This is a genomic window from Dolichospermum sp. UHCC 0352 (genome assembly GCF_009711925.1).
In the GTDB taxonomy this organism is placed as follows: Bacteria; Cyanobacteriota; Cyanobacteriia; order Cyanobacteriales; family Nostocaceae; genus Dolichospermum; species Dolichospermum lemmermannii.
Genome location: NZ_VIKY01000311.1, coordinates 1 through 17,507, shown reverse-complemented (window position 1 = coordinate 17,507; position 17,507 = coordinate 1). Strand labels below are relative to the sequence as shown.

13 protein-coding genes and 2 pseudogenes are annotated in these 17,507 nt (G+C 37.0%); 5 read left to right on the top strand and 10 right to left on the bottom strand.

The annotated features are described in order from the left end of the window. Nucleotides 1–449 precede the first annotated feature (449 nt). Nucleotides 450–2,759: an ATP-binding protein gene (locus FJR06_RS22405; protein ID WP_168652296.1), complete on the top strand. Its 2,310-nt coding sequence runs from the start codon at nt 450–452 to the stop codon at nt 2,757–2,759. Beyond that, complete coding sequence (locus tag FJR06_RS22400; RefSeq protein ID WP_168652295.1) at nt 2,704–3,144, top strand: response regulator; 441 nt, start codon at nt 2,704–2,706, stop codon at nt 3,142–3,144. Before FJR06_RS22405 ends, FJR06_RS22400 begins: the two co-directional genes overlap by 56 nt. Nucleotides 3,145–3,162: 18 nt before the next feature. Here the strand turns inward: FJR06_RS22400 and FJR06_RS22395 are convergent, their stop codons facing one another. Then, the gene (locus FJR06_RS22395; RefSeq protein WP_158310530.1) at nt 3,163–3,327 is read right to left on the bottom strand and encodes a hypothetical protein; all 165 of its coding nucleotides are present in this window, start codon (nt 3,325–3,327) and stop codon (nt 3,163–3,165) included. 41 nt (nt 3,328–3,368) lie between these two features. On the opposite strand from FJR06_RS22395, the gene FJR06_RS22390 reads away from it, so the two are divergent. Next, nucleotides 3,369–4,349 carry a hybrid sensor histidine kinase/response regulator gene (locus FJR06_RS22390; protein WP_168652294.1) on the top strand — a complete coding sequence of 327 codons (981 nt, stop codon included), beginning with the start codon at nt 3,369–3,371 and terminating at the stop codon, nt 4,347–4,349. Nucleotides 4,350–4,388: 39 nt separating this feature from the next. Here the strand turns inward: FJR06_RS22390 and FJR06_RS22385 are convergent, their stop codons facing one another. The 6 genes from FJR06_RS22385 to FJR06_RS22360 form a co-directional block, all read right to left on the bottom strand. Next, nucleotides 4,389–5,972, bottom strand: coding sequence for a B12-binding domain-containing radical SAM protein (locus FJR06_RS22385; protein ID WP_168652293.1), 1,584 nt, complete (start codon nt 5,970–5,972; stop codon nt 4,389–4,391). 464 nt (nt 5,973–6,436) lie between these two features. Beyond that, nucleotides 6,437–7,825, bottom strand: coding sequence for a DUF1802 family protein (locus FJR06_RS22380; RefSeq protein WP_168652292.1), 1,389 nt, complete (start codon nt 7,823–7,825; stop codon nt 6,437–6,439). A 6-nt stretch (nt 7,826–7,831) separates the two neighbouring features. Further along, nucleotides 7,832–9,772 carry a P-loop NTPase fold protein gene (locus FJR06_RS22375; protein WP_168633386.1) on the bottom strand — a complete coding sequence of 647 codons (1,941 nt, stop codon included), beginning with the start codon at nt 9,770–9,772 and terminating at the stop codon, nt 7,832–7,834. A 48-nt stretch (nt 9,773–9,820) separates the two neighbouring features. After that, nucleotides 9,821–10,489 (bottom strand): hypothetical protein, encoded by a 669-nt coding sequence (locus tag FJR06_RS22370; RefSeq protein ID WP_015080315.1) that lies wholly within the window; start codon nt 10,487–10,489, stop codon nt 9,821–9,823. Nucleotides 10,490–10,765: 276 nt separating this feature from the next. Continuing rightward, entirely contained in the window at nt 10,766–12,163 is a 1,398-nt protein-coding gene (locus FJR06_RS22365) for a HAMP domain-containing sensor histidine kinase (RefSeq protein WP_168652291.1), read from the bottom strand. A gap of 539 nt (nt 12,164–12,702) precedes the next feature. Next, a complete protein-coding gene (locus tag FJR06_RS22360) occupies nt 12,703–12,906 on the bottom strand; it encodes a hypothetical protein (RefSeq protein ID WP_083881457.1) in 204 nt (67 codons plus the stop codon). A 201-nt stretch (nt 12,907–13,107) separates the two neighbouring features. Here FJR06_RS22360 and larE point away from each other — a divergent pair, with 201 nt between their 5' ends. Continuing rightward, the gene (gene larE / locus FJR06_RS22355) at nt 13,108–13,935 is read left to right on the top strand and encodes an ATP-dependent sacrificial sulfur transferase LarE (protein WP_015080313.1); all 828 of its coding nucleotides are present in this window, start codon (nt 13,108–13,110) and stop codon (nt 13,933–13,935) included. 359 nt (nt 13,936–14,294) lie between these two features. After that, nucleotides 14,295–14,422, top strand: a pseudogene (locus tag FJR06_RS25035) (IS701 family transposase); the annotation flags it as partial. Here FJR06_RS25035 and FJR06_RS22350 read toward each other — a convergent pair. The 3 genes and pseudogenes from FJR06_RS22350 to psbC all read right to left on the bottom strand — a co-directional run. Next, nucleotides 14,420–14,557: pseudogene (locus tag FJR06_RS22350) on the bottom strand (Uma2 family endonuclease); the annotation flags it as partial. The pseudogenes FJR06_RS25035 and FJR06_RS22350 sit on opposite strands and share 3 nt — an antisense overlap. A 308-nt stretch (nt 14,558–14,865) precedes the next feature. Beyond that, nucleotides 14,866–15,864, bottom strand: coding sequence for a hypothetical protein (locus FJR06_RS22345; RefSeq protein WP_015080311.1), 999 nt, complete (start codon nt 15,862–15,864; stop codon nt 14,866–14,868). Between the two features lie 218 nt (nt 15,865–16,082). Beyond that, entirely contained in the window at nt 16,083–17,465 is a 1,383-nt protein-coding gene (gene psbC / locus FJR06_RS22340) for a photosystem II reaction center protein CP43 (RefSeq protein WP_015080310.1), read from the bottom strand. Nucleotides 17,466–17,507 lie beyond the last annotated feature (42 nt).

The following is a 17,507-nucleotide window of genomic DNA, read 5'->3' as shown; positions in this document are numbered from 1 at the left end:
TTCCCTCTCAGCACGCTTTGTGACTGAGTTTCCCACATCCCGCGAAGTTTTATGAAAGATTGAACGCAGATAAACGCAGATAAACGCAGATAAATTAATGAATTAATGGCATTGCTGACTTGAAGTATGAAATTAGAGCGAAACACAATTCATACCTTCATTATGCAAAGACGAATTAATTTCATGGTTTTGTGCAGCCACACATAAAATTGAAATTTCTTAATATATGTACACAAAGACTGTGGCTTTGATTATCTTCCCTTGTACATTTCTTATCTATATATTAGGTAACAGATATTTAAATTGTGTGAGAATAGTGGGTGAGGGCAACTATGAATATGGGCTTTGCCATTATCAAGGCTACTAAATCAATGGTGATTTTTAGAGGTGTGAGGAATTGAGATGAAATCTACATATTTTATTCTCCAAAATTATCGGGGAAGGCTTTTATGGATATCAATATCAAGCAGCAACATATTAATATCACTAGCTTAAAAGAAGCAGCGATACATCTAACTAGTGAAATTCAACCTCATGGAATTTTATTAGTCTTACAAGAGCCAGATTTACAAATATTACAAGTTAGTCAAAATACTTTCAGCACTTTTGGCATATCGCCAGAAGATATCGTGCAACAGGAATTAGAAGATTTACTAGATCCTTACCAAATCCAGAAAATCAAATTTTGGTTGTCAGAAGAAAATCTGGATTTTATTAATCCTACAAAAATTTGGATTAAGAAACAAGGGGATGAATATACAATATTTGATGCCACTTTCTATCGCAACTCTGAAGGATTTTTAATCTTAGAACTAGAACCTACAGCATCTCAAGAAAATATTCCTTTCTTGAGTTTTTATCATTTAGCTAAATCCTCAATTAATCGCTTAGAAAAAAGTAAAAGTCTCCGTGATTTCAGTCAAATAATTGTGCAAGAAATCCGCAAAATAACCGGATTTGACAGAGTGATGTTATATAAATTTAGTGATGATGGACATGGTTCTGTGATTGCTGAAGAAAAAATAGCTACTTTAGAGTCTTATTTAGGATTACATTATCCAGAATCAGATATTCCTCAGCCAGCACGACAATTATTTTTAGAAAACTCGATTAGAATTATCCCCGATACAAACGTTCAATTATCAGCCGAACTTTTTCCTAAAATTAACCCAGTTAGCGGTAAACCAATTGATTTAACTAATTCAATTCTCAGAAGTCCTGCACCCTGTCATCTAGAATATTTACATAATATGGGCGTGGCTGCATCTTTGACAATTTCCTTAATTAAAGATCACAAACTTTGGGGTTTAATTGCTTGTCATCATCAATCACCTAAATACGTTTCCTATGAATTACGGAAAGCCTGTGAATTTTTAGGAAGAATCATATTTTCAGAAATTTCTGGAAAGGAAGAAACAGAAGACTACGACTATCAAATAAGTTTAAAACAAGTTCAATCACTATTGGTTGAATATATGTCTCAAAAAGAGAACTTTATTGATGGTTTAGTCAGAAATCAAATAAATCTGCTCAATTTAACTAATGCTGAAGGTGCAGCAATCTATTTTGCTGGAAAGTATACTCTGATTGGTAATACTCCTCAAGAGGAAGAACTGAATTTTTTAGGAGAATGGCTGAGAAATAATGTCAAAGATGAGGTATTTTCCACAAATTCCTTACCTAGTATTTATCCAGACGCGATCAGCTTTAAAAATGTCGCTAGTGGTTTATTAGCTATTCCCATTTCCAAGCAAAATTATGTATTATGGTTTCGACCAGAAGTCATTCAAACTGTAAATTGGGGTGGAAATCCCCATCAGGCTTTTTCAGTTGATCAATCTGAAGGAAATGTCCGTTTGTGTCCCCGTAAATCATTTGACTTATGGAAAGAAATAGTGCAGTTAACATCTTTACCCTGGCAAAATGTAGAAATCAAAGCTGCATTGGAGTTGCGAAAATCAATCATCAATATTGTCTTACGTCAAGCTGATGAATTAGCCCAATTAGCTGAAGATCTACAACGTTCTAATGCAGAATTGAAAAAATTTGCCTATGTCGCTTCCCATGATTTGCAAGAACCACTCAATCAAGTAGGTAATTATGTACAACTTTTAGAAATGCGCTATGAATCAGAACTAGACGCAGATGGAAAAGAGTTTATTGGTTATGTTGTCGAAGGTGTAAGTTTGATGCAGAACTTAATTGATGATGTACTCGCATATTCCAAAGTAGATACATTAGGAATTGCTTTTCAAGTTACCGAAGTAGAAACAGCTTTAAATCGGACTTTGAAGAATTTACGTCAACGCATTGGGGAAACCGGCGCAATTATTACCCATGATCCTTTACCCACAGTTATGGCTGATGAAACACAATTAATTCAGCTATTTTTGAACCTCATTGGTAACGCTATCAAATTCCGCAGCAGTCAACTACCAAAGATTCATATTAGTGCGAAAAGATTGGAGGATGAATGGTTATTTTCAGTTCAAGATAATGGAATTGGTTTAGATCCACAATTTAGCGATCGCATTTTTATTATCTTCCAACGTTTACACACTAGAGATGAATATCCAGGTACAGGAATGGGTTTGGCTATTTGTAAAAAAATCATCGAATGTCATCGGGGACGAATCTGGGTAGAGTCCCAACTCGGTCAGGGTACAACTTTCTACTTTACCATTCCCGTCAGAGGTTGTGATCATGAGCATCGAAATGACAGGAACACACAAAATTATCTTTTTAGTGGAGGACAATAAAGCTGATGTTCGTCTCATTCAAGAAGCCTTAAAAACCAGTTCATTACCTCATCAAGTGGTCACAGTTAGGGATGGTGTAGAAGCTATGAATTACCTCCATCAAGAAGGAGAATATGCTAATGCACAACGACCTGATTTAATTTTATTAGATTTGAATTTACCCAGAAAAGATGGGAGAGAGGTATTAGCAGAAATTAAATCTGATCCTCAACTAAAACGCATTCCTGTCGTCATTTTGACAACTTCAAAAAATCAAGATGACATTTTCCATAGTTACGACTTACACGCTAACTGCTACATTACAAAACCTCGTAATCTGAGTCAGCTATTCCAAATCATCAAAGGTATTGAAGACTTTTGGTTTTCTACCGCGACCTTACCATGAGAATAACAAGAAAACTACTCAATGTCCAGGGCTATTTCGTTCTAAACATAATCCACCCAGAACTAAAGTATGGCTTACGCGACGCTTCGCTATCAGGGCTAATAACTCAAGTCCGTTAAAACGGACTACAAACTTTCTTTTAGTCGTCTTTAGACGACTTTTGCTATTAGACTCAGAATTCATTCTGAGACGGGCTGAAAACTTGCAAGAGGTAAAACCAGGAAATGATTACCGCAACTTCCACATTAAAAATCCTATTAATTGAAGATAACTTAGCAGAAGCCAGGTTATTACAAGAGTTTATTAAACTCACAAAATCTCAAAATTTTAGTTTAGTTCACGTCCAAAAACTCCAAGACGGAATCAACCAATTAAACAGCGAAAAATACGATGTAATTTTGTTAGATTTAACCCTTCCTGACAGTCAAGGATTAGCTTCCATACCCCAGTTACTCAAACAAAATCCTAGCAACCCCATCATAGTTTTGACTAACACCAATGATGAAGAATTAGCCATTGAAGCAGTCAGACAAGGAGCGCAAGATTATCTAGTCAAAAGACACGTAAATCCAGATACATTGGTGCGTTCTGTACGATATGCTATAGAACGTAAACAATTTTTAGGACAGAAAAATGATGGAGAAATCAATCATTTACAACTGATTCGCTCTGCTATCAAAAATGTATCAAATCTATTAGATGAAGCTTCATTAATTGGTAAATCTGATTCAGGTAAATTATTCTACGAACCACATATACTCGACTTAGAAAAATTATGCTATGAATTAGTACAACAATCTCAATTATTTGCCCAAGAAAAACAGTTGAATTTAATTTTTACCAGTTCCGAAAACTGTTTGAAATATCTGGGAGATGAAACCCTCTTAAAGCATATTGTCAGTAATTTACTCAATAATGCCATTAAATATTCACCTCCCGATAGTACAGTCCTATTTGAATTAATCAAACAAGAAAAAACCGTAATTTTAAAATTTCAAGATCAGGGAATTGGGATGACAGAAACCGATCAAAAACAACTATTTCAACCATTTCACAGAGGAGAAAATGTGGGAATCATTCCTGGTAGTGGTTTAGGATTAACAATCGTCAAACAGTGCGTTATAGCCCACAGAGGAGAAATTACAGTCAATAGTCAAGTGGGAGTAGGTTCAACTTTTACCGTGACTTTGCCGATCACAAAATAGATCCCCGACTTCTCAAAGAAATCGGGGATCTGGGTATTATTAAACTACAGCTTCTGCTTTTTCCTTAACAGGTACATAAGGTGTTTCTGCACCTTGGGCTAAATATTCAGCTAATTGACTTTCGATTTCATCACGGACAATTTGCCGATATTCCATAAAATGCTCAATGTGAGCGCAAGTAGAAACGTATTGTTCAATTACCTTGGGGTTATGCTTGAGAATACTAAAGAAGTGATGCCAGAATTTCCAACGAGTTTCTCGTTTAAATCCTTGTCGCCAAATTACAATTAATAAGGCTCTGACAACTACCCATTCTGGCATTTTTGCTGGTGCTGTCCATTTGGGAGAACCCAACATCATAAAACAGCGATAGGTGCGATCTAAATAAGCAGCAGGGTCATACAAAGCACAGAAAGCTTCCACATATTCCCTAGCCAATTCTTCTAGAGGACGGGTAGGAATGAAATTCATCAATGTGGTTTGATTGATGTTTCCATCTTGGTTTTCCCGCAATCTGCCTTCTTTGGTCAACCGATGCCATAAAGCGGTATTGGGTAACGCTTGCAACATGGCAAAGGTAGTAGAAGGAATAGCTGCTAATTCAGCAAAACGGACAATGCGATCGCCTGCACCCGCTTTTTCACCATCAAAACCAATAATAAACCCAGCCATTGGCCGCAGTCCAGTTCTGATAATGGTTTCTACAGATTCAGTTAAGGAACTGCGAGTATTTTGGAACTTCTTAGTTAGTTGTAAACTATCTTCGTCTGGGGTTTCAATCCCCAAAAATACGGCTTTAAATCCACAGTCAACCATCAACTCCATCATTTCTTGATCTTGTGCTAAATCAATGGAAGCTTCTGTGTCAAAATTGAAGGGATATTGATGATCTGCCATCCAAACTTTTAACTCTTTCAGCAACAATTTCACATTTCGCTTATTGCCAATAAAGTTATCATCCACCATAAACACACCCCGCCGCCAACCTAAATCATAGAGATAATCTAACTCGGCTAACAGTTGTGCAGGAGTTTTAGTTCTCGGTTTGCGACCATATAAAACAATAATGTCGCAAAATTCGCACTGGAAGGGACAACCCCGCGAAAACTGCACCGACATCATATCATAGGCATTAAACTCTAATAAATCAAAACGGGGAATGGGTGTACTGGTAACATCAGGCTTTTCAGCAGCCCGGAAAACTCCCGATTTTTCACCCCGTTGCACAGCTTCCACAAACATGGGTAAAGTCAGTTCCCCTTCATCGAGAATCAGGTAATCTGCCCCTGCGGCTTCCACTTCATGGGGTGTGGAGGTAGGATAAGGACCGCCCAAAGCCACCAGCTTACCGCGTCTTTTCGCTGCCCGAATTTGCTCAAGTAAGTCTTGTTTTTGGACAATCATGGCGGAGAAAATCACCATATCTGCCCATGCCCATTCTGCTTCTGTGGCGGCGCGAATGTTACGATCTACAAGCTTAAATTCCCATTCTTGGGGCAAAATTGCCGCTACCGTTACTAAACCCAATGGTGGTAACAACACCTTTCTGTCAACCAGTGCCAGAATTTTCTCATAAGACCAAAAGGTGCTTGGAAATATTGGATAAACTAGCAAAACACGCATAGTCTCACCCCTCACGATTTATTTGTGATCTAACTGTAACTAAAATTAAGACTAATTGACTTTTTTATCAAGCTTGTTGTATGTGAGAATGTCTGAATCAGGATGACCGGTTACTGAACGACTTGTACTGAGCTTGTCGAAGTAAGTCGAAGTACAGGATTAAAGGATTTACAGGATAAAAACTGGGAACAATTAAAAACTACAAATAGTTTTGAGCTTATAAGGGAAATGCAGTCTGGTCAATTAGCATCTACTCTAAGATTATTACAGCAAGGCTTTCAAGTCGTTGATTTTCCCGATAAGTAGGTGAACGGAAAAAAACCGTAGACGCGGAGCGGCTTCTCGAAGAGTAATATGTAACGAAAAGTAAAATCGCCCAAACCCTCTTCACTCTTGCCTCTTGCCTAGTGCCATAACGACGATTTTCAATGCTACGAAGAAAAGAAGGAAGAAAAGAGTTATTTTTAATTTATTGGTAAGTCGCGCAAATAGTAAAAGCGATCTCTTTTCCAAAAATCTTCTTTAATTCTTCCCAAGTAGCCTGTTAATGGTGATGATAGTTCTATGAGAATGTCATATAATTCTCTATCTTCTAGCTTTTGTGGTGGATTATTATAAAGATATGCTATGCAAAGATTACTAAATTGAGCATCTTTAGTACCTGTCTTTTCTAGATGTTTTTTGACGAGTTGGATAATATGCGATCGCAATTTAATCTCTTTTTCTATTTTATCTATATATTCGTTAATTTTATCATCAATTTGTCCCGGTTCTAAGTATTGCTTTAATTCAATTAAGTTTATTGCACCTGGATATTTTGCTTTGAGTTCAACTAATTTTTGTAATGTCATAGCTTTGATAATACTGACTTTAGAGATTTGAGCAGATTTTTTCAAGTTTTTAGTAGGTTCACCAGGTCCAATAATTAACCGCACAGCTTGAAGATAATTTTCTTGAAGATGTCTTTTACCAATTCTATCTAATTCTTCTACTGTGTTATGAGGAATGCTTTTACCTGCTTTACATTCGCAAACTAAAGAATAAGGTTGTGAACAATATAAATCTAAACCTCCAGCACCACCTTTATGATCTTCCTCTACTTTAAATCCTAAAAAATTAAGGCTTTTGCGTGTAACAATTTCAAAATTTGTACCCGCTTGATAGTTGCTTGTAGTATCATCTTTTTCTATGCTTCTATCTCCTAATGTTGTAATTGTTTTTATCCAATCTAAATCAGCATCTATTGTATTTGTAGTTGGTGCATTACTCCAACCTAAAAATACTTTAATTTCATTTTCTAATTGTTGTGCTACTGGATTATTATTGGCTATTTGTGATAATGCACTTTGTAATTCTTCCAGTTCAGGATTTAGAGAAGGTTTTCGTTTTTCTAGTTGTTGTTTACGTTGAATGAAAACCTGATCACTTAATACGGGTTTATATTCAGATACAGAAATATTATTAGGTAAAGGTGCAAATTTTCCTAGTTTTTCTTGAATGTTGGGAATAGCTCGAATTTCCAAAGGTTCAGGTAAATGATAAACCCGCAAATAAGCCAGAAAAAAATGCGGACGGTTTTGTAATATTTCCTGAAATATTTCTGGTTTCCAGATTGTTAATTGAGATAACATATCTAAAGGAGTTGTTTGATCTAGAATTTCGCAAAGTTCACATTTAGCCCATGCTTTAATTGAAAGCATATTTACTGAAGTATCAACAGGATAAAGAGCAAATTTATGCCCATGAGTAAGCAATTTACTAGGTATAGCAGCAATAATTCGCCCTTGTATTAAAGCTTCAACATCGGGAGGATATAAACATAAGGCGTTATAGATTGAAACAGATTTATTCATAATTAATTAACCAAATAAATCACTTAAATCATCGGTATCTTCTGTTTCATTGATATTTGAAGGAGTGAGAAATTTATCTATAATATCTTCATCATCAATATCAGGCATATTACCAGATGGATCACTTAAAATCTCTTTCAGTAACAGATTATCAAAGGTAATATTATTCTTAGAAATACAATCAAAAATTTGTTCTTCTGTTAATTGATAATTTTCTCGCTTTTGATAAATAGCGAATATTGCTATAAGTGGACGAATTTGATCTTCTATTAAATCTACATTTTCTCCCCCTTTGTGTAAAATTAACTCATTAAGCAAACTATATGTTGCCGCTGTTTTTTTCATTTGTTTTATTTTGGAATGAGAACGCACTAAACAACCACGGGTTAAATCAAAAGTATGATAGTCATTTAACCGTTTTAAACACGCATTTAATGTAAATTGAGAATCTTGGACAACTGCTACACCAATTTTTACCTCTTTACCATTTTCATTACCAATAATTTTGAAGTTGATAAAGTTGTTGTTCTTGGATTTAGGTAGAATATCTTTGGTAATTTCTTGAATCATGACTTCTTCTAAAGTCTGTCCTTTTAAAGTATTAAAGCCAAAATATAGGGCTTCAGCTATGAGAGAACTATCCTCGATATATTTTTCAAATTTTACTTCACTTTCCCTTATAAATGCTAATTCAAACCTTTCAAATGGATCAGCAGGGAGTTTCTCTTCTTCAACCTTAAAGTTATCAGCACACCATCGCAAAGCTTCTCTAACAGTTGGTTTATTTTTACCGTATTCTCTCAGATGACTTTCTTTAAATGGGTAAAGTGTATGTGGAGGAATTAAGTTTTTTGAACTATAATATTCTCGTAACCACACCGTTGCTAACTGTACCATATAATCAGCACTAACAGGTTTTAAATCTATTGGTTTTCGTTGTGTAAATTTGGAAATTCTATCAGGCGTACCACCTTGAATGGAGTTTACTTTATCTCTCCATGTTTCTGGTAGCATTACCGTCAGAATAACTACACCTTGGCTAAGGTCTGAATTTTCCAAAGTATCATGGAGAATTTTCACGAAATTAGCAATTACACTTTCTGTTGGGAACCCATCCTCAGTGGAGTTATTTTTAACATCTATTTCATCAAAACAAATAATAATCGAGTTGTAATAACCAACTAAATTCAAAATTTGTTGAATATTTTTAAGAGCCTCAGCTTCTCTATCTTGATTAGTTTTACTAGGATTGGGTAATCCCAATTCATCAGCATTTAATTGAGCTAATTCTTCACCAGATAGCCATTTAATTGCATAAGGGGCTTGGGTTTCTGAAAGTGTCCATAGAATAGCTCGAATAATATAGGGATCTGCATCAGATTTATTTTTAATAATCTGTTTTTGCAGAGCATTCATGAGATTTTTATTTTTAGCTAAACTACTTTTATATGCCTGGTCAAATTTTTTGACTAACTCTGCTGGAGTAGTAGCATTTTCTCTACCTTCGTTGGCCATAGCTGCGGCTACTTCTTGCCATTGCATGACTTCTTGGCTACCAGTCTTACTGAGACTATCTGCTAAAGTTTGCTGAAATTGATACTTAACTAAATTTAAGTCTGTATAGTTATTACCACCTGCATAAACGAATAAAGCACCACCTACTTTTTCCAGTTCATGACGAATGCGACTCAAAAGATGGGTTTTACCAACTCCCTGCTGTGCAGTAATAGCAATTGAAGTTACTTTATCTTGACTAGATTGACTTTTGCGAACAAACTCAATGGCTTTAAAAACTTGATTAGAAGCATGGGCATTTAATGTGGGTACGTCGGGGACTCCTTTTCCCCAAACATCCTGTTCTTTAACAATCCCAGCGTTAATAAATGGATTGTGACTATTAATTGCAGCATTAACGGCTTCTATGGGAGAAATAGGGGTATCTGTCATGGTGATTTCGTATGGTGCGAGGAACTAGAAACTGCGGGGATAATTTGATTAACTCAAGCGTTTAGCGTAAGAACGTAGTTGTGTACCAGGTATAGAAATTGAATCTTCCCGTTTATCAGAGGTAAAGTCTGGTATTTCTCCGGCAATTAGCTGCAAAATGTCATCAGCTTGCATTTCCACTAGCCATTGATTGAATTTTTCACGACTAACTTGTTCACCTATTTCTCTTCTAATGCGATAGATAGGTACTAAATCATCTAGGCTGTAGTCCCTGTTCAACTTGTCATAAATATCCAACGCGACAGACTTAAACTCCTCATAAGAACCAATCACCGCACCACCAGATGCAACCGGCGCAGCTACTACAACATCAATCTGACGCAACAATCGCAACAAAGAATTTCCTACCCAAGCACCAAGATTAGTATTAAACTCAAACTCATCACTACGCAAACCCGCTTTTAACACATCTAAGCCCGTCGGTGACGTGAGAGTATAACTGGTTGAAGATCCCTTTTTAGTAACAGTAACAGCCCCCTGTGCTTCCAAATCCTCTAAAATAGCTTGATAATCCGCTTTATTCTGACTCTTGGAGTCTATCCGCTTCGTCAATTTACCCCTAGCTACCTTCTGCTGACTTCCTCCTAAGTCCCACAACGCAAGCAGCAAGCGAGTTTTAGCATATAAAGTCTGTAAATTCTTGGCTTGGGCGTTCATATTCAGTATCCTACTTAACTAAAAAGATATTATAAGTATTTTATTTCTTACTTGGACAAAGTTCACATAATATTGACTATTTTGATGTAAATAAGACAAAAATCAATATTTTTTTTCTAGACAATTATCGGATTTGTAACCAATAAAATTACCAATTACCAAAATAAATCAATATTTATCCCACATACCGCAAATACCCTGAGTAGGGGTTTAGCACTGCTAAACCCCTACATTTATACTCAGGATTGGGATATTTTTTTTAGTTGGAAGTTGCAGCTAAAAAACTGGTCGCAGGGGAAAGTGCATGATAAACGTGATGCGATTATTTGCACTTACAACATGAATTAATCCATGCAAACGCTGTACCATTGTCTCTACCAAAATTAACTCTAAACCAGTGTTCTGTGCTTGCCATGAGGAATGTTTGGGAATGCGGTAAAATGGCTGAAAGACTTGTGATAGTTCATGGTGAGGAATCTCTACACCAGAAATACTGATTTTTAATTCTACCGTGGCTGCATTTAAATCGGCGGTAACTGTAATTGATTCACCTGCGGGAGCGCATTGACAAGCTTGGTTGAGTAGCAAGGTAATAATTTTTTCTAAATCAGTGATATCTGTGGAGAATGGGGGAATTTCTGTGGAGATATCCAGGTGTAACTGTTGTTGCTGACAATTGGTAACATCTCGAAAAGATTCAATAATGGGAGATAACCAAGTTGGAAAATCAATAGTAATTAAAGTAGGAGATTCCGAATGGGTTTTCAGATATGCAAAGCTGAGAAGATCGTTAAGTAATTTATTTTCTCGTCCACATTCATGATGGAGAATTTGTAATAGTTGAGATCCTATTTCTATATCTAAAATTCCCGTTGGTGTCATCAGACTTTCTAATGTTTGTACAGCAAGATTAATATTAGTAATCGGTGTGCGTAACTCTTGGGAAAGCTGTTTGAGAAATTCATTTTTTTGCCGTTCTTGTTTTTCTATTTCCTGAATCTGCGCTTTGGTTTTTGCCTGTAGTCTAGATTGACGAATTGCGATCGCACATTTATTAGCTATTTGCTGCAAAAAGGATATTTCTTGTTCTCCAAATTTTGCCTCTGTGTGCCAAATTAGCCAAATATTACCCAAAATGCCTCGATGATCAAAGATTGGACAAGCTAATTGATTCATCATCTGTAATCCAGAATAATGTCCTGGGACAATTTCTATAGATTGCCAAATTTGTTTTTGCAATAGAGATTGATAAATTTGAGGAAAATCAGCAATTACTGTGGTTAAGTCTTGAAAATGGGGTAAAGTAGCACTATATTCATAGGTAACTGTGGCAGAAGTTAAACAGGGATTATAAAGTTCAATTTGACAGCGATTAAGTTGTAATACATCAACTAATTCTTGAGTAATAATTGTTAATATCTTTCGATCATCTAGACTATCGCGGATGTGTTCAGTAATATGTTGAAGTAACGTCTGAAATTTCTGAATTTGCTGGATTTCTTGAATATGTTCCTGTCTTTCTGACTCCAATTGGATTTGTAAATATTCTACCTGCTGTTGTAATTGGGCAACGGATGTATCTATACTCAATTGCATAGATACTTCTGCACAAAATATAGATGGAGATGGTAATTGTGTCCATTTGGGGATGGATTTAACTTGATTTAGATTCATGTAGTAGTTAAGGAAAGAGGTAGTGGATAATTGGTGATTGGGGAAGAGGTAAGTGGAAAGAATACTTACTCATGACTGATCTTTCCATTTGCCTATTACCTATTCCCTAACTAAAAAATGACATTAGTACGGGTAAGTATACCAAATATTGTGTATTGCTGGTAACAACTATTGTGACAGTTTGTGAACAGGTACGTTAAGTTACAGCTAATCCCATGATACTATCCTACTGCATTGTCAAAAATTAATACTAATTTTTTATAAATCTGCATATAAAAAGCTTATACCCCACATTCCGCACTTCATTTTGTAGTACAGATGCAAGTGTAACAAGTAACAGAAACAGCTTAAATATAAACACATAACTAAATTGGCAATAAATATAGACAGTAATATAAAAATTGCCAACAAATTGAAATTAATAAGGTATTAACAATAAATTCAGAAGAAAAAATGAGAAAATGAGTCTGAATGAAATCAAAATACCAAAAAATATGAATTACCAAAAAGAAGAATTTGAGAGTAAAAACTTAGATCACTTAGGAATAATAGCAGGAATCATAAGTAGGTGAACGGAAAAAAACCGTAGACGCGGAGCGGCTTCTCGAAGAGTAATATGTAACGAAAAGTAAAATACCTACACCATTAATACCAATAAAAACGGTTGGTTCTTTTTTATCAAAATCTATTGTTAAATCACCAATTCCGCGAAAAGATTGCATTTGTAGCCGTTTAACTCTCATAGTTTTCAATAAAAATTAGCGAAGTTTATAACATTTCATCTCATCTTTGTAATTCACTCAGTAGCAAGTAAAGAATAGATTATGAAGAATATTATAATCCGTAGTTGACGTATGGGGCGAGAAATTCTCGAAAACATTAGTGATCTAATAACAACTAATGACTAAAATAGGAGTGGTTAGGCATTATGGGGTTTTAGGAAGATGAGTTGGACAGAAAAACTAGAGCAGTTAAAAGAGTTCTTTACAGAAATGGAGCAGGCTTTAATAGCCTATTCTGGCGGAGTTGACAGTACATTAGTAGCTAAGATTGCTTATGATGTGTTAGGCGATCGCGCTTTGGCTGTAACTGCGGTTTCTCCTTCTTTATTACCAGAAGAATTAGAAGACGCAAAAATTCAAGCCGCAACTATCGGAATATCTCATAGAATTGTCCAAACACAGGAAATGGACAATCCCAATTACACATCTAATCCAGTCAATCGTTGTTATTTTTGTAAAAGCGAATTACACGACACCCTCAAACCTTTGGCTTTAGAATTGGGTTATCCTTATGTGGTGGATGGTGTAAATGCCGATGATTTACATGATTATCGTCCCGGAATTCAAGCTGCAAAAGAAAGAGGTGCGCGATCGCCTTTAGCAGAAATTGGCGTAACAAAAGCCGAAGTTCGGCAAATTTCCCAACAATTAGGTTTACCTTGGTGGGATAAACCGGCGCAACCCTGTTTAAGTTCGCGCTTTCCCTATGGTGAAGAAATTACCATAGCCAAATTACAGCGAGTAGGAAGAGCCGAAATTTATTTGCGAAATTTAGGTTGGCAAAATTTACGGGTTCGTTCCCAAGGTGATACAGCCAGAATTGAATTATCACCAGATCAAATTAAAGATTTTGTTACCATGACAGATTTACCAAGTCTAGTATCTGTATTTCAAAACTGGGGATTTATTTATATAACTTTGGATTTAGAAGGTTATCGTAGTGGTAAATTAAATCAGGTTTTACCTCCAGTTGCTTTGCAAAAATCATAAACCTAAAACAGAACCTTGTCTAGATGGGCAGGGTTTGTTTTTAAGATTCGATTTTTAGCTACATCTTGATTAAATCCAGAAGTGTTGAATGTTAGGATTTTGATGATATTGTCCAAGTTGTGCATTGACATTGATGATACCAAATTTGAGCAGTTAATGACTCTATTCTCAATAGACAAGGGATTTTACCTGGCTAAAACCCAAACATTGTCAAGTTTTATTGGAGGATTCAACACTTCTGATATTGGAGTAAAAGCAAAAAATGTCAAGATATTAGGAGTTACTCATTGACAGAATAACAAAATCTTGCATTGATAAATATAGGTCGTCTACTTACGAGGTATCGGACAATCAGAAAAATTACGAAACCATCCACAGCGCAATGCAATCTAGACCTATACACCTTATTTTTACTGTCAGAGCCAAAGTTGGGGGGTGCAGTAGGTTAGCAGAGATATTGGGAGACGTTTCACATGATAGTGTGAATTTTTGTATAATATTCCTGTTCTGGTAAAGGTGTCATAATTTCCAAAGTTTCATCATCATAAGCCACTCTAGCCGCCCGATTTTCTCCCAAATCTTGCAGCAGATTCTCAAATTGTTGCCAACTGATGTTATACAGCGGTTTCCGCTCTTATGAGGTACAAAGTTGAATCATGAAACTCTTGTAGTGCGGGCATCTTGCCCGCTAGATATGTACCTCATAACACCGGGAAGTGCTGTAACTCTATCAGCGCGATGTTTGGTGATGATCATTTGTATATCTAAGAATAAAATACAAGTTAATTTAATATAGTAACTGGTAGAGAGGAAAGTTAAAACTAGGATTTACGCAAATGTGATACTAAATATTTTTTTAGGGTGCGTCAGACTCGATAACTCAGTAATAATGAATATATTTCCAACATCTGACACACCCCAAATTGTCAACTAGAATTGGTAAGAAATACCAAGAGAAAAAACAGGATAAATATTCAACCAATTCAGATCACTTTCTTGTTTTTTCCTTTCTGCTTCGATGTTACTATTAATTTCCGCTTTTATAGCATCCGTTGCATCTGGACCAAACCCAGGTGTTAATGATACCTTTGGGGAGCCAGAAAACATTGCCCCTAAATTTGCCGAAAATCCCCAACGTTTACCAGGCTTCACAGCATTACCCCAACCCAGTCCAATATATGGTGCTACACTATTTTCAAAGGAAACTTTAGCGTTCAATGATGTAAGCACAGTTTTGCTATTATAGTCTTTGCCATTGATATTAATAGTCACACCATTCTTGGGTTTTCCAGTTCCTTCTATATTATTGTCCTGAAATACTAAGCCTCCAGTCAAACGGAAACCGCCATTTTTCCAGGGATGGTAGTCAGCGAGGGTAGACACATTAAATAGGTTGAGGTTAGCTTTATAATCAACATCGGACAAGCTAATATCTCTACTTATACCTAAGCCATTAATGCCTAATTTAGCATTGACATTAGGTGTTATGGACTTAGTGACTGTTGCACCAACACCTAATGTACTAATTTCAGGTGTAATTGCCCAACCTCTAGTTTTTACAGAAGTTTGGCTCATTTCTTCGCTAGGTTTAGATTCTTGAGTAGGTTTTGACTCTCCCCCCTGTGGTTTTGATGGAGTAGAACGCTCAGTACAGCGAGAATTTAAAGGATAACTTTTGCAAAATATATCTAAATCCAGTGGTCTTTTTGCCAGTAAATCACCAGCACTATAACTGAAAGTTCCTGGTTGAGGATGAGTTTCAGTTTTTTCAGGAGTGATTGATGTGGCAATAACTTCATTTGTAACTACTGGCTGAGTAATTGGTTCTACAACAACTTCCTCAGCTATAACAACTTGATTTATTGATGTCCCCATTACCAAACCAGCAGCAACTGTTAATACAGATGTGCCGAACTTTAGCTTATTCATTGCTTAACCCTGAGTAAGATTGATTTGTTACATTATATATTAGCAGCAATGTTTAATTATTGTAAGTACCTGTGCAAAATTTATTTTAAATTTTTACTCTTACTTAATAAAGCTTAATGTGTGAACTTACACAGAAAACCACAAAAAAAGCCCTTGCGGTGAGGCAAGAGCTATCAAAAGCATTATATTGTCAGTAATGAAATTAAGCCCAGAAAAACCTAGTCGAGGTCAGGCATAAACATTACTGGTTCTGTTTCACGGTTAATACCCTTCTCAAAACCACCAGCAGCAGCCCGGGCGCGGCCTGCGTGCCATAAGTGACCAATCAGGAAGAAGAATCCTAAAACGAAGTGTGAAGTCGCCAACCAAGCGCGAGGAGACACATAGTTAAAGGAGTTAATTTCTGTAGCCACACCACCCACAGAGTTCAAAGAACCCAAAGGCGCGTGAGTCATGTATTCAGCAGCGCGACGAGCTTGCCAAGGCTGAATATCATTCTTGATTTTTTCCAAATCAAGACCGTTAGGTCCACGAAGAGGCTCTAACCAAGGACCACGAAAATCCCAGAAGCGCATGGTTTCACCACCGAAGATGATTTCACCAGTAGGAGAGCGCATCAAGTATTTACCTAGACCTGTAGGCCCTTGGGCAGAACCGACGTTAGCACCCAAGCGTTGGTCACGAATCAAGAAGGTTAAGGCTTGAGCTTGTGAAGCTTCCGCAGCCGTAGGACCATAGAATTCGCTAGGGTAAGCGGTGTTATTAAACCACACCATGACAGAGGCAATGAACCCCATCAAAGAAAGCGCACCTAAACTATAAGATAGGTAAGCTTCACCAGACCAAATGGAGGCCCGACGTGACCAAGCAAAAGGCTTGGTGAAGATGTGCCAAATACCACCGGCAATACAAGTGAAAGCAATCCAGATGTGACCGCCGATAATATCTTCCATGTTATCAACGCTAATAATCCAGCCTTCGCCACCGAAGGGAGCTTTAATTAAATAGCCAAAGATAACAGCGGGGTTGAGTGTGGGATTAGTAATCACACGCACATCACCACCACCTGGAGCCCAGGTATCATAAACTCCACCGAAGAACATAGCCTTCAGCACCAACAACAACGCACCACATCCTAAGATGATCAGGTGGAAGCCGATGATGTTGGTCATTTTGTTCTTGTCTTTCCAGTCATAACCAAAGAAGGCAGAGTATTCTTCTAGGGTTTCAGGACCACGAACGGCATGATAAATACCGCCAAAGCCTAGAACTGCGGAGGAAATCAGGTGAAGTACACCGACAACGAAGTAGGGGAATGTATCAAAAACTTCACCACCTGGACCAACGCCCCAACCCAGTGTGGCGAGGTGAGGAAGCAGAATCAAGCCTTGTTCATACATAGGCTTCTCTGGGACGAAGTGAGAGACTTCAAACAAAGTCATTGCTCCAGCCCAGAAGACGATTAAACCAGCATGGGCTACGTGAGCGCCAAGTAGTTTACCAGATAAATTGATTAAACGGGCGTTGCCAGACCACCAAGCGAAGCCGCTGGATTCTTGGTCGCGTCCACCACTAATAACTCTATTAGAGAGCGTTACCACGTGGGAGTACCTCCTCTGGGAATACGAACTGTTCGTGGGGTT